Source organism: Salinicola sp. MH3R3-1 (assembly GCF_001937155.1).
Lineage (GTDB): Bacteria > Pseudomonadota > Gammaproteobacteria > Pseudomonadales > Halomonadaceae > Salinicola > Salinicola halophyticus.
The window spans coordinates 13840-26587 of sequence record NZ_MSDP01000003.1 but is presented as its reverse complement, the minus strand read 5'-3'; the positions used below and the strand labels follow the sequence as shown (position 1 = coordinate 26587).

Sequence of the window (12748 nt, the reverse complement as noted above, 5' to 3'; positions counted from 1 at the left end):
AATGGTCACCAAAGGTTGCGAAAACACGTAACAATATGTAGTTGTGTTGGTTGAGGAGGCGCCGCCCGGCGACTCTTTGGCCTGCGGCGACCGCCCAGGTGCCGACCTGGGAGACGACATGACCCTTGCCATCGTGCGCGCTCGCGCCAGCCTCGGACTCGAGGCGCCGGAAGTCTTGATCGAGGTTCACCTCAGCAACGGTCTACCGGGGCTGACGCTGGTCGGGCTTCCGGATGCCGCGGTCAAGGAGAGTCGCGAGCGGGTACGCAGCGCGCTCATCAACGCGGGTTTTGAATTTCCCTCACGTCGCATCACGCTCAATCTGGCGCCCGCCGATCTTCCCAAGGACGGCGGGCGTTTCGATCTGCCGATCGCCCTGGGCATCCTGATGGCGTCCGGCCAGGTGCCGGTGGAATCTGCAGCGACCCTCGAAATCGTCGGCGAACTGGCCCTGGATGGCTCGCTGCGCCCGGTCACGGGCGTACTGCCCACGGCCTTGGCGGCGCGCCGGGCCGGGCGGGGGCTGATCGTTCCGCTAGCCAATGCCGACGAGGCGGCGCTGGCCGATGGCGTCGAGGTGTTCGCGGCGGGGCATATCCTGCAGGTGGTGGGGCATCTGCTGGGTCGGGAAAAACTCCCGGTGCACCAATTTGAGGCGCCCCACCAGTCGCGCGTGGCACCGCCGGACATGGCGGATGTCAAAGGCCAGCACCAGGCGCGCCGGGCACTGGAAGTCGCCGCCGCCGGCGGTCACAACCTGCTGCTGGCGGGGCCGCCTGGCACCGGCAAGACCATGCTGGCGAGCCGTCTGGCCGGTATCCTGCCACCGCTGACCCAAGACGAATCGCTCGAAGTCGCGGCCGTGCGCTCGGTCTGCGGGCTGCCGATTCTGGAGCGTTGGGGCCAGCGGCCGTTCCGCAACCCGCATCATACGTCGAGCAGCGTGGCGCTGGTGGGCGGGGGTTCGCGCCCGCGCCCCGGCGAGATATCGCTGGCGCACCAGGGCGTGCTGTTTCTGGATGAACTCCCCGAGTTCGACCGCCACGTGCTGGAGGTGCTGAGGGAGCCGATGGAGTCGGCGCAGATTCTGGTCTCCCGGGCCAATCATCAGCGCCGCTTTCCGGCCCGCTTCCAGCTCGTCGCCGCCATGAACCCCTGCCCCTGCGGGCACCTCGGCGACCCGCGCAAGCGTTGCCACTGCAGCGCCGCGCAGATCCAGCGCTATCAGTCGCGGCTGTCCGGGCCGCTGCTGGATCGCATCGATCTTCAGGTCGAGGTGCCGGCGCTACCCGCCACCCAGTTGACCGACCAGACGCCGGGGGAGTCATCCGCCAGTGTGCTGGAACGGGTGCTGGCCGCCCGCCGGCGCCAGCAGGCGCGAGGCTGGCTCAACGCCCGCCTGCCGGGGCCCGAGCTGGAGGCGGCGTGTGCGTTATCGACGGACGAGCGCCAATGGTTCGCCAGCGTGCTGGACCGGCTCAATCTCTCGGCGCGCGCCTATCACCGCGTGCTGCGAGTGGCGCTGACTCTGGCCGATCTGAGCGGTGAGGCGCGGGTCGGCAAGGCGCAGCTGATGGAAGCGATCGGCTATCGCCAGCTCGATCGGATGCTGAACGCCAGCGACCCCATGCGCGCCTGACGTCAGAAAACGTCGATCAGCTCTCGGCTCTCGGCACCGCGGCAAGCGTTGCCAGTCATCCTAGATCGACTCAATCCTTCCGCGCACGCTTATCATCGCGTGCCGGCGAGTAGCGCTACTCCTAACCGATCTGAGTGGTGGAGAGCGGGTCGGCAATTCGCAGCTGGCGGAGAAAATCGGTTATGGCCAGCTGGATTGGTTCTTGATGATTGTATCTTGAACTTCCCATTCGGGCGTTTCTACCTCTGTGAGGATGCGCATTATACGAAGCGCTTATTGACCTCATCACGGCGCACGACTTTTACTAACGGCGGACGTGCAACCGTTTGCGCACTTCTGGTCATTACAACAGCTGTTGTTCACGCGCACCTCAACACAATGGAGAGCGAATGATGATGCGTAAATTGATTATGGGTTTACTCGCCCCAGCGCTTCTGACCTTGTCACAGCCCGGTATGGCCGCCGAGAAGACGATCCGGATCGCAACCAGTGTTCCTGCCGAGCACTACCTGACCCGGAGCGTCCAGCGCTTCGCCGATGAAGTAACGAAGCGTACTCACGGAGATATCGAGTTCCAGGTCTATCCGGCCCAGTCGCTGGTTACCGACCAGCAGATGGATCAGGCCGTGAATAATGGCACCGTGGATATCGGTGTTGCCTCGGCGTCTATTCTCGCCGGCACTATTCCTGCTTTTAACATCTTCGCGGTGCCATTTTTCTTCGATACACCGGAAAAACTCGAAAAGTCAGTAACGCCGGGTAGCCCGATTCGTGATCTGCTCGACAACGAGATGCACAAGAAAGGGTTTGTGGCGCCTTTTTGGATTCCCTATGGCTCGATCGTTCTGGCTACTCGCGACCAGCCTGTGCGTGTCCCCGACGATATTAAAGGTATGAAGATCCGCACTTTTGGTTCCACGGTCAGTGACTTTATCGAGTCGGTCGGCGGGTCGGCAGTAGTGACCAGCGGTGGCGAACAGTTCCTAGCTCTGCAGCGCGGTATCGTCGACGGCGGCCTGACCGGCTGGCCCTCGGTGCTTGATCGCCGGCTCTATGAAGTTACCGATTACGTCACCGCGCTCAACCATATGTACGAGACCCACTTCGCGCTGATGAACCAGCAAGTTTGGGACGGGCTTAGTGACGGGCAGCGCGAGGTCTTCAAGAAGGCCGGCCAAGATCTCGAGGCGGATCTCACTAGGGAAATCGTCGAGGAAACCGAGCAAGTCAAGAAGGACCTTGCTGGTCGTATGACCGTGATCGAGCTTGACGACAAACAGCGCGCCAAATGGCAGGAAGCTTCGCGATCTGTAGCCGATAATTTTTATAAGAACGGTGATGAGGCTTCACGTAAGGTCTTCGAAGAAGCTGTAAAGATCCAATGATTCAGGTCTTGACCTCCTGCGCCTATGCACGCTCGCGCGCTTTGCTTGATCGGCCGCGAGCGTCCGTATTGTGAATGCAATGAGAGAACAATGATGTCCCGCAACCGCTTTGAAACCATCCTCCTCGCTTGGCGGCGATGCATGCGTGGCTTAGGCGAGGCCGCCTCGTGGATCTACTTTTTGATTGGCATCGCCGTGGCCTACGAGGTCGTGTCACGCTACTTTTTCTCGAACCCTACCGCCTGGGTCGAGGAGATGTCTCGCGTCGGCATGGTCTGGGCGACCTTTTTGCTACTGGCTCCATGTCTCAACCAGCGTCAGATGATCGCGATCACCCTATTACGCAACAGTGTGAGTGGTCGCGTTGGGCTGGCGCTGGATTTTCTGCAATTACTGGCGTTGTTGGGTGTCGGTGCATTGGTCGGCTGGTTCGCCTTCGTACAGATGCTTCAGTCGATTGAAGTCGGTCGGTTCACGGCAACCGGACTCTCGTTGCCTTACTGGATATTTCATTTGTCTCTGGTCATCGGTTTTGTACTGCTTGCGGTCCAGGCGTTGCTCGAGATGGCATGGATCGGCATGACCGGCGAACGCCTCTCCGATCCTCAAATGAGCGGGGATACACACTGAAATGGATACCCTGGTCATCCTCTGTGGGCTTCTCGCCCTCCTGCTGATCGGCATTCCCGTCGGCATCACGCTAACCCTTATGGGGATAGCGCTCATTCTCTCGCTCGGAGTACCGCTAGCGAGCATCCCCCAAGAGTTCCTGGGCTCGACCAATAGCTTCATCCTGCTGGCCGTGCCGGTATTTCTGCTGACTTCTAACATTCTGCTCAAGGCCGGAGTGGCGCGGGATTTGTTCGACGCGGTACAGAGCTGGCTCGGTCACGTTCGCGGTGGGGTCGCGGTGGCAACTATCGTCTCCTGCGGCATCTTCGCAGCAATTTCGGGCTCGTCGGTCGCGGTAGCGGCGATGATCGGTACAGTGGCGATACCCGAAATGACCAGCCGTGGCTACGATCGACGCTTTGTCATGGGTACGCTGGCAGCCGGAGCTACCCTCGGTATTCTCATTCCACCGTCGATTCCGCTTATTGTTTACGCGGCAGTGGCCGAGCAGTCCACCGCCAGCATGTTTCTGGCTGGCATTGGGCCGGGGTTGTTGCTGATCACGCTATTTCTGCTCTACTGCGTGTTTCGCTCGTTTACAGGCGGTGCGCCGATGGTCGAAGCCCAGCGCCTGTCGCTGGAGGCGCGACTGCGCGCTTCGGCTCGGGCGCTGCCGACCATCGCCATTGCGCTGGTAATGATCGGCGGAATCTATGCTGGGGCCTTTACTCCGACCGAATCGGCAGCCGTTGGGCTAGTACTGACGCTGGTTTACGTTCTGGTTTTGAAGCGCACCATCACCCTGCGCGAGTTGCGAGAGGCAGTGGGAGAAGCGGGTCTGACGACTTCGAAGCTGTTGCTGATCATTGCCGGCGCCAATGTTTTCGGCAAAGGCATTATGCTCTACCGCATTCCCTATGAAGTATCGAGCTGGATCGCCGCCAGCGTGGCAACGCCGTTTATGTTTTTCCTGATCGTGATGATGGTGCTGCTGGTTCTGGGGCTGTTTCTCGAGGGGATCGCGATGATCCTTATCGTTCTACCGATTCTATTGCCTTCGCTGAGCGTGCACGGCATTGATCCGGTTTGGTTCGGGGTTTTCTTTGTCTTGATGATCGAGTTGGCGCTGATTACGCCACCCGTCGGTATGAACCTTTTCGTCATACAGTCAGTGGCAAACTCGCCATTAAAAGACGTGGTGCGGGGGGTCCTGCCTTATGTGGCGATCATGTTGGCGACTGTATTCATTATCTATTTCTTCCCACAAATAGTGCTCTATATTCCATTTTATGGCTGAGCTCCATGCTCGAACCATGAAGTAATCGGGTTAATTGCCACTTGAGCCTCGGATGATGAGCTCCCCTTTGAGACTAACCGTTTCATCGGGGAGTCGCGGGTTTTGAAAGCGGCTGGCGAGCATGGCGAAAGCCCGCTCGATCATCATCGGCAATGGCTGTTCGATAGTCGTGAGGTCGTAAATGGGACGAGCAGAAGTAGATAGGCCGTCAAAGCCGACTACCGCCATATCATCGGGTACGAGCACGCCCTTTAACCGCAGTGCGTCAAGTAGCCCCATGGCCATGACGTCACTGAGCGCGAACACGGCATCCGGACGACGGGAGCTGGTTAGTTTGGCGAGTTCCACCCCGGCCTCGTAACCCCCTTCGTAATGGGACTTTCCATCGTATCGATGCTTGAGTTTGAGTTCAGAGCGAGCTAGTTCGTCAGTGAAAGCGGATTCACGTTCCTGAGCGGTCGAACTGTAGGAAGAGGTCGTTACAATGGCAAATTTTTTCCGCCCCTTGCCGATTAACAATCGCGCCAGGTCTCGACCGCCAGAAGCATTGTCGCAAGTTACGGCGCACCCATGTTGTAGAGCCACGCGATTAACCATGACGAGGGGGACTGCGTTCTTCTCACAGACCTCTGCGACTCTTGAGCTTTGTGTTGCAGACGATACCAGGCAGCCATCGACTTGGTAATGCAACAATGCTTCAGTCGTACGCAGTTCAACCGGTCCAGAGCCCGCGTGAATAATCAGAAAACGATAACCTAATGCCTCGGCTTGCCGTGTCGCCTCATGCATCAGCTCGGTATAAAACGGATTCGTCGACGGTCCAAGTACTAACCCATAGAGACCGCTCTTGCCCGAAGAGAGCGTCCGAGCCAAAACATTGGGAGTGTACCCTTGCTCTTGCGCCAGCGCGAGAATGCGCTTCCGAGTCTTCGTGGAGATGCGCGTGTCGCCGCGTAGTGCCCGAGTCACTGTGGAGGGGGCTACCCCCGCCATTTGCGAGAGTGTGACGATGGTTGCGCGACGGTTGGCTGATGTCATGAGCGTCTACTTTGTGTGGAGTCACCAGGTCGAGCTTAACGTAAATGATGAGCTGACCCTATGCCCTTGGTAATTCGCGGCACCTAAAGCCGCATGTATTAGCCTTATTGCTAATAGGAAAGCGCTTGTACGGAGAAATGCTCAGCCATAGACTCAGTTTCGTTATGCACACGTTTGCGCACGTATGCGTTAATTTTCGAATTGCGAGGTCGAGTCCCATGGTGGAAACGAAACGTCAGATGAAAATGGTGGGTTTCCTACAAGCCCAGAACTGTTCCATTGCACCAGGTTCATGGCGTCATCCGGCAAGTGCCACGGATTTTTTGACGCCGGAATATTTTCAACGCATCGGTCGCGTTCTGGAGGAAGGCAAGTTTCATCTAGCTTTCTTTGACGACCGCCTTGCGATGCCTGACATCTATCAGGACGACCATGGTGAGGCTGTCGAGAACGGCGTGCGCGTCGTCAAGATGGATCCCGTGTCGATCATATCGGCTATTGCCATGGCGACGAGTCGAATCGGGCTCGGCATCACTTACTCGACAACCTATTACGAGCCATTTCATGTTGCTCGCCTCTTTGCAACGCTCGACTTGATGAGTAAAGGACGCGCGGCGTGGAACGTGGTGACCTCGCTGAATAACTCCGAGGCGGCCAACTTCGGGCGCACCGAGCATTTGTCCCACGATCTGCGCTACGAGCGTGCCGACGAATTCCTGGAAGTCGTGCAGGGCTTATGGCGCAGCTGGGAGGATGATGCGCTTGTCGTCGATAAGCAGAGTGGTAAATTCGCCGACGGCAGTAAGGTTCACCGTCTCTCTCACAAGGGGAAATTTTTCTCGTCCCGCGGCCCGTTACCTGTGCCACGTTCACCTCAGGGCGAGCCGGTCCTGATTCAGGCCGGCCAGAGCGGTCGGGGGCGTCAGTTCGCAGGCAAGTGGGGTGATCTGATCTTCGTCGTCTATCCCAATCTCGAAGTGGGTAAAAAACAGTACGCAGCGGTCAAGCAGGAGGTTGAAACCGCGGGGCGTAACCCGGACGACGTGACGATCTGTCCCGCCTGCTATGTCTGTGTGGGTGAAACTCGTGAGATTGCCGAACAGAAGCGTGAATACATTCGTGAATTAGCCAAGCCGATCGATGCCTTGGTGCTGTTATCCGAGGCGCTCAATTTCGATTTTAGCAGTAAGCCGATGGACAGCGAGTTCACCGACGAGGAGCTGGAAAAACTCTCATGGACTGGATTCCGCGAGCGAGTGGTTGAGCTCAGTGGCAAAGCCAACCCGACCGTTCGCGACTTCGTGTATTTCTCTGGACGCGGGACCATTGGCGAATTTCCGATCTTCTGCGGTACGCCCACCGAAGTGGCCGATCAGATGGAGCATTGGTTCACCCAGCGTGCCTGCGATGGTTTCGTCCTCGCCGCTACACATACGCCTGGGGCGTTCGAGGACTTCACCCGCATGGTTGTCCCGGAACTTCAGCGCCGCGGGCTCTACCACAAGGATTACCCGGGGACCACGCTGCGTGACAGCCTTGGCCTGAAAGTGCCCGGCCGTTCGACATGAGCGATACGAACGAACCGATGCAGTTATCTATCACTCCTTGTTACGAGAGGCTGACATGAAAGAGTTTCGAATGTTGTCGACGAGCGGCATCCTCGGCTACGGCTTTGCCGAGGAGTCGCTCGAAATCGGAATGTCGTGGGAGCCGCATGTCATCGGCTGCGACGGCGGCAGCACCGACCCTGGGCCATACTATCTCGGCGCTGGCAAGTCGTTCTGTTCACGGATGTCGGTCAAGCGCGACCTGCGCTTGATGCTGAAAGCGGCCATTAAGGCCGGTATTCCCTGCATCGTGGGTACCGCCGGTGGCTCCGGAGGCGAGCCACACCTGAAGGACATGGCCGCACTGGTCCGCGAGATTGCCGGCGAGGAGAAACTCTCCTTTAAAATGGCGCTGATCCATGCCGAACAGTCTAAGGAGGCTGTCAAGAGCTGGGTCGACGCCGGGTTGACGCGATCTTTGGCGCGAATGCCTGCGCTGGATGCCGCGCGCGTCGATCGCGCTGAGCGAATTGTCGCCATGATGGGCCCGGAGCCGTTCGCGAAAGCGCTCGACGACGGCGCGCAGGTCATTTTGGCCGGTCGCAGCAGCGACCCAGCCCAATGGGCCGCGCCAGCGATGCGCGCGGGCATGAATCCCGCGCCTTCCTGGTACGCCGGCAAGATGCTTGAGTGCGGTGCCGAACCCACGGTTCCCAAGGAGCCAGACTGTATCTTCCTACGGGTTCGCGACGACCATGTGGTATGTGAGCCGCCCAATCCGATTCGCCGCTCCACGCCACTGGCGGTCTCCAACTTCGCGTTGCATGAGAATGCAAGCCCTATCCATCACACCGAGCCGGGTGGCCTGCTCGACACCAGTGGCTGCCATTTCGAGCCGGTCACCGACCGCGCTGTGAAGATCGATGGCATGGCTTGGCAGGATGCCGAACGCTATACCGTCAAGCTTGAGGGTGTCGAGAGCATGGGCTTTCGGACAATCACCCTATGCGGAACCCGTGATCCGGTGCTGATAAGCCAGATTGATGACTACCTGGCGGTGCATCGCGAAAAAGTTATGAATAAGGCCGAGTCCTTCGGGGTTTCCCGCGAGGACTATTCGCTAATCGTCCACTGCTATGGCCGCAACGGGGTGATGGGTGACTGGGAGCCTAAGAAGACCTTTGACGCGCATGAACTCGGCTTTGTCGTCGAAGTCGTCGGTAAGACACAGGAGATAGCCAACGCCGTGCTCGCTATGGCGCGGACGTCGATGCTCCATGCCGACTTCAATGGGCGATTGTGTAAGGAGGGTAATATGGCCTTCCCATTTAGCCCTTCGGATATCGAGATGGGTGAGTGTTATCGCTTCAGTATTTTTCACACCGTCGAGCTCGATGATCCCTGCTCCATTTTCCCTATCGACTACGAAGAGGTTTAACGGTCATGGCTTTGATCAAGGACATCGCACAGATTTGCAAGAGCAAAAATGCCGGGCCTTTCTACATCACCATCGATGTACTTTTCGAGAACCCGCAGACCTACGCCAGAGTCAAGGAAACTGGCGTACTTTGCGCTGCACTTTTTTCTCGGCTCTACGGAGTCGAAGAGAAGGACGTGCTGTTCACGCCCTACGATACGGCTTCGGCGTTTAAAGCGACCCTACCTCGCGCAATTCCCGCCGGAGATTTAGGCGATACCGACGTCTACGGGGCTCAGCAGCATGCTCCGTTGCTCGATGTCGATATACCCATCTCGATGTAGTGGATAGCGCCTGAAGAGGGCACTCCGCTCCCAGCGATACAACGACTACTGCTCCAGTCCCGCGACCGAAGATTGTCGGCGGGCCGGAAAAGTCATGGCCTGAAGAGGTGAGTGACAATGACAACCAAGACATCCGATATCCGTAAAGTCGCGTTGGCTAGTTATATCGGCTCGACCTTGGAATGGTACGATTTTTTTATCTTCGGCACCGCTGCCGCGTTGGTCTTCAACCAATTGTTCTTTCCAGATTTCGATCCCCTGACAGGCACGATTGCTGCCTTTGCAACCTTCGCTGTGGGATTCATCGCGCGTCCATTGGGCGGCATCGTCTTCGGTCATTACGGCGATCGCATTGGGCGTAAGGCTATGTTGGTCCTTAGTTTGACCATGATGGGCGGCGTAACCTTTCTGATCGGATTGGCACCTACCTATGCATCGATCGGTATTTGGGCACCGGTCCTGGTCACGCTGCTGCGATTCCTACAAGGATTCGCGGTTGGGGGAGAATGGGGCGGGGCAACGCTGATGGTCGTAGAGCACTCTCCACAGAGTCGGCGAGGCTTTTATGGAAGCTGGCCGCAGATGGGCATTCCGTCGGCATTGCTGCTTTCATCTGGTGTGATGGCTACGGTTAGTGCCCTACTCACCGACGATCAGTTCATGGCGTGGGGTTGGCGACTACCGTTTCTTTTCAGCGGTGTGCTATTGGTGCTGGGTATCGTACTACGCAGAAGTCTTTCTGAGTCGCCAAGTTTTCGCAAGATGCAGGAGAGTGGTGAACGCGAGAAATTACCTGCAGCCCGAGTATTTCGTCAGCATGGCCGTAAGACGTTTCGGTTAGTGGCTTCCCAGGCCGCAGAGAACGTCAGTTTTTACGTACTGGCTGTCTATTCGCTTTCCTACCTGACATCTGTGGTAGGCATGGAGAGATCGACCGCGCTTGAGTCGCTGATGATAGCAGCTGTCTTCTGTGTAATTGCGCAGCCGATCTTTGGCGCACTCTCCGACCGGATCGGACGGCGGAAAGTCTTCGCTGGAGGTATGGTCTTCAACGGCCTCTTCATTATTCCGTTTTTCTTGTTGCTCGACACGCAAAACGCGATGGCAGTGACGGTCGGAATGACGGTGGCTATCATCTTTGGGCAAGCGACAACCCAATCCACGCAGCCAAGTCTGTTCGCTGAGCAGTACGACGCCTCCATGCGCTATAGCGGTGTTTCCATTGCCTACCAGTTCGCCACCGTGATTTGGAGTGGGCCAACTCCCATCATAGCTGCAACATTATGGGCGTGGACCGGAAGCTGGGTTCCACTAACACTTTATATCATCGCCGCAGCCTGCCTCTCTGTGTTCTCGATCATTCCGTTGCGTGAAGCGGCGGGAGAGCCGCTGGAGGCCGCTGATGGCAGTATCAAAGATCCGTCTGGGCGAATCCACGACCAAGGAATATCTATCCCCACGAAATCTAATGTTTCACCCGGCGGCATACAAGATACTGGAGGAGTATCATGAACGATGAAAAACGTGTCCTGAGAAACGCTCTTGGAGCATTCGCCACTGGGGTGACAATCGTCACCACTAAAACTCTCAACGGCAGCGATCTGGGGCGAACTGCCAACAGCTTCAGCTCGGTATCACTCGACCCGCCGCTGATTCTATGGAGTCTTTCGAAAACGTCGTCGTCATTCGAATCCTTCAAGCAAGCAGCGTATTTCGCGGTACATATTCTTTCTGCGGACCAAGATTCGTTGTCGGGTGCCTTTGCTTCGTCGTCAGCCAATCCGTTCGATACCGTCGCGGTAGAGCGGGGGCATGATGGTATACCTTTGATAGAGCAGTGCTCGGCACGCTTCGAGTGCAAGACGACCTATCAGTATGAGGGAGGCGACCATATTATCTTCGTGGGTGAGATAATTGGTTTCCAGCACTCGGCAACACCCCCGCTATTGTTCCACGGTGGTCGTTACGGTCGGCTAGTCAGTCACCAGCAGGATGAACTGGCATTCGCTCGTCGAGCCGAAAGCCTCTCTCCTGAGGACTTCATCTACCTAGTCTCGCGCGTTTTCTACCGCATCCGTGAAGAGGCGGTCGCCGAGCGCAAGCGCCGCGGCTGGAGCGGTGCCGACTACGCTGTACTGACGCTTCTCGGCCACCAGGATGGACGAGCACTTGAGGATATCTATCGAATTGGTCGTGCCAGAGGAGACGAAGTAGGGCGCGACACGCTCGAGGATCTTAAGAGCCGTGGCTTCATCAAACTGGACGATACCCCTGGCGATGCTAGTTCAAGAGCCTGGCTCACGCATGATGGCCGCCGTGCGATGATCGAGATCGTCGCCCTGCTCAAATCATCCGAAGCACAGTGCCTCGCCCCCATCGATGATAACGAGGTCCGCATACTTAAACAGCTGCTTGGCAAGCTTGCCATCGATGGCGCGGACTCGGGTTGGCCACCCATGCCAAGCAGGGCTGGGGATGAATTTGTGGCAGCGGTCAAAGATGAAGGGGCTGAGCCATGAAAGACTTCCATGTTGGGGGCATTCGCTTACGCGCCGTGCGCGAGATGGAAGATCGCTCTTTCGAAATTCATCAGTTTTTTCCAACTTCCGACGAAGCCAGTCTGGTATCGGAAAGTGACTGGCTCAAACCGCCGTTTCTCGACCCTGAGACTCGCTGTATCACGTTGAGCATTCACACTTGGGTGATAGACACTGGCTGGCATCGTGTACTGGTAGACACCTGTGTGGGCAATGATAAGGAACGCCATACTAGAACGCACTGGACGAACCTAAATACTCCTTTTCTCGATCGTTTGACTGCGGCCGGAGTACCTCCAGAAAGCGTCGACTACGTCTTCTGCACGCATCTACACGCTGATCATGTGGGCTGGAATACTTGTCTGGTCAATGGTGAATGGCGCCCAACCTTTCCCAATGCCACCTATCTCATTGGGCGAACCGAATTCGACTATTGGGCAGCGGCGCTCAAAGACGATGACGGTACCGGCCATCATCTCGCTGCTTATCGTGACAGCGTGTTGCCGGTGATCCAGGCCGGACAGGTTGAGGTAGTGGATGATGGGTTTATGCTCGACGATTGCCTAAGTGTTCATCCGGCGCCGGGCCACACCCCAGGACACGTGGCTATCTGGCTGCGTTCGCGCGGCGCCTCCTGCGTCTTTACCGGAGACGTGATCCATCATCCCATCCAGATCCGTCACCCTGACTGGAGCTGCATCGGCTGCGAGGAACCTGAGCAGGCCAATGCCACGAGGCGAAGGCTGATCGACGAGATCACTGATACCTCAACGCTTCTCATGACGGGCCACTTCATTGCGCCTCACGCCGGTCGTGTCCGTACGAGCAGTGGAGCGATCGAATTCGAGTTCGCCGACGATGGCGAGACATGGAACCGGGACCACCCACGAGTCTTACGTTTCTCGCCGGTCGGTTAGGGCTTCTTCCTGTTT

11 protein-coding genes are annotated in these 12748 nt (G+C 57.5%); 10 read left to right on the top strand and 1 reads right to left on the bottom strand.

Features of this window, described 5'->3' with window-relative positions; all coding sequences use genetic code 11:
* Positions 1–118 precede the first annotated feature (118 nt).
* The 4 genes from BTW08_RS02210 (at position 119) to BTW08_RS02195 (ending at position 4933) form a co-directional block, all read left to right on the top strand.
* Positions 119–1639 carry a YifB family Mg chelatase-like AAA ATPase gene (locus BTW08_RS02210; RefSeq protein ID WP_075560888.1) on the top strand — a complete coding sequence of 507 codons (1521 nt, stop codon included), beginning with the start codon at positions 119–121 and terminating at the stop codon, positions 1637–1639.
* Positions 1640–2028: 389 nt separating this feature from the next.
* Entirely contained in the window at positions 2029–3024 is a 996-nt protein-coding gene (dctP, locus tag BTW08_RS02205; RefSeq protein ID WP_075560887.1) for a TRAP transporter substrate-binding protein DctP, read from the top strand.
* Between the two features lie 90 nt (positions 3025–3114).
* On the top strand, positions 3115–3654 hold the full coding sequence (locus tag BTW08_RS02200; RefSeq protein WP_075560886.1) for a TRAP transporter small permease: 540 nt from the start codon (positions 3115–3117) through the stop codon (positions 3652–3654).
* A gap of 1 nt (position 3655) precedes the next feature.
* The gene (locus BTW08_RS02195; RefSeq protein ID WP_075560885.1) at positions 3656–4933 is read left to right on the top strand and encodes a TRAP transporter large permease subunit; all 1278 of its coding nucleotides are present in this window, start codon (positions 3656–3658) and stop codon (positions 4931–4933) included.
* 30 nt (positions 4934–4963) lie between these two features.
* Here the strand turns inward: BTW08_RS02195 and BTW08_RS02190 are convergent, their stop codons facing one another.
* A complete protein-coding gene (locus tag BTW08_RS02190; RefSeq protein WP_075560884.1) occupies positions 4964–5971 on the bottom strand; it encodes a LacI family DNA-binding transcriptional regulator in 1008 nt (335 codons plus the stop codon).
* Positions 5972–6210: 239 nt separating this feature from the next.
* On the opposite strand from BTW08_RS02190, the gene BTW08_RS02185 reads away from it, so the two are divergent.
* From BTW08_RS02185 to BTW08_RS02160, 6 genes are all read left to right on the top strand, one after another.
* Positions 6211–7539, top strand: coding sequence for an LLM class flavin-dependent oxidoreductase (locus BTW08_RS02185; protein ID WP_075560883.1), 1329 nt, complete (start codon positions 6211–6213; stop codon positions 7537–7539).
* A gap of 55 nt (positions 7540–7594) precedes the next feature.
* On the top strand, positions 7595–8956 hold the full coding sequence (locus tag BTW08_RS02180; RefSeq protein WP_075560882.1) for an acyclic terpene utilization AtuA family protein: 1362 nt from the start codon (positions 7595–7597) through the stop codon (positions 8954–8956).
* A gap of 5 nt (positions 8957–8961) precedes the next feature.
* Entirely contained in the window at positions 8962–9279 is a 318-nt protein-coding gene (locus tag BTW08_RS02175; protein ID WP_075560881.1) for a DUF4387 domain-containing protein, read from the top strand.
* Between the two features lie 117 nt (positions 9280–9396).
* A complete protein-coding gene (locus BTW08_RS02170) occupies positions 9397–10791 on the top strand; it encodes an MFS transporter (protein WP_075560880.1) in 1395 nt (464 codons plus the stop codon).
* The gene (locus BTW08_RS02165) at positions 10788–11798 is read left to right on the top strand and encodes a flavin reductase family protein (RefSeq protein ID WP_075560879.1); all 1011 of its coding nucleotides are present in this window, start codon (positions 10788–10790) and stop codon (positions 11796–11798) included. The genes BTW08_RS02170 and BTW08_RS02165 overlap by 4 nt, the downstream gene beginning before the upstream one ends.
* Positions 11795–12733: an MBL fold metallo-hydrolase gene (locus BTW08_RS02160; protein ID WP_075560878.1), complete on the top strand. Its 939-nt coding sequence runs from the start codon at positions 11795–11797 to the stop codon at positions 12731–12733. Before BTW08_RS02165 ends, BTW08_RS02160 begins: the two co-directional genes overlap by 4 nt.
* Positions 12734–12748: the final 15 nt, after the last annotated feature.

Excerpts from the sequence above, each read along its gene's own strand:
- BTW08_RS02160 (WP_075560878.1), top strand. The coding sequence starts at position 11,795 with ATGAAAGACTTCCATGTTGGGGGCATTCGCTTACGCGCCGTGCGCGAG.
- dctP (WP_075560887.1), top strand. The coding sequence starts at position 2,029 with ATGATGATGCGTAAATTGATTATGGGTTTACTCGCCCCAGCGCTTCTG.
- BTW08_RS02165 (WP_075560879.1), top strand. The coding sequence starts at position 10,788 with ATGAACGATGAAAAACGTGTCCTGAGAAACGCTCTTGGAGCATTCGCC.
- BTW08_RS02180 (WP_075560882.1), top strand. The coding sequence starts at position 7,595 with ATGAAAGAGTTTCGAATGTTGTCGACGAGCGGCATCCTCGGCTACGGC.
- BTW08_RS02190 (WP_075560884.1), bottom strand. The coding sequence starts at position 5,971 with ATGACATCAGCCAACCGTCGCGCAACCATCGTCACACTCTCGCAAATG.
- BTW08_RS02200 (WP_075560886.1), top strand. The coding sequence starts at position 3,115 with ATGATGTCCCGCAACCGCTTTGAAACCATCCTCCTCGCTTGGCGGCGA.
- BTW08_RS02175 (WP_075560881.1), top strand. The coding sequence starts at position 8,962 with ATGGCTTTGATCAAGGACATCGCACAGATTTGCAAGAGCAAAAATGCC.
- BTW08_RS02195 (WP_075560885.1), top strand. The coding sequence starts at position 3,656 with ATGGATACCCTGGTCATCCTCTGTGGGCTTCTCGCCCTCCTGCTGATC.
- BTW08_RS02170 (WP_075560880.1), top strand. The coding sequence starts at position 9,397 with ATGACAACCAAGACATCCGATATCCGTAAAGTCGCGTTGGCTAGTTAT.
- BTW08_RS02185 (WP_075560883.1), top strand. The coding sequence starts at position 6,211 with ATGAAAATGGTGGGTTTCCTACAAGCCCAGAACTGTTCCATTGCACCA.
- BTW08_RS02210 (WP_075560888.1), top strand. The coding sequence starts at position 119 with ATGACCCTTGCCATCGTGCGCGCTCGCGCCAGCCTCGGACTCGAGGCG.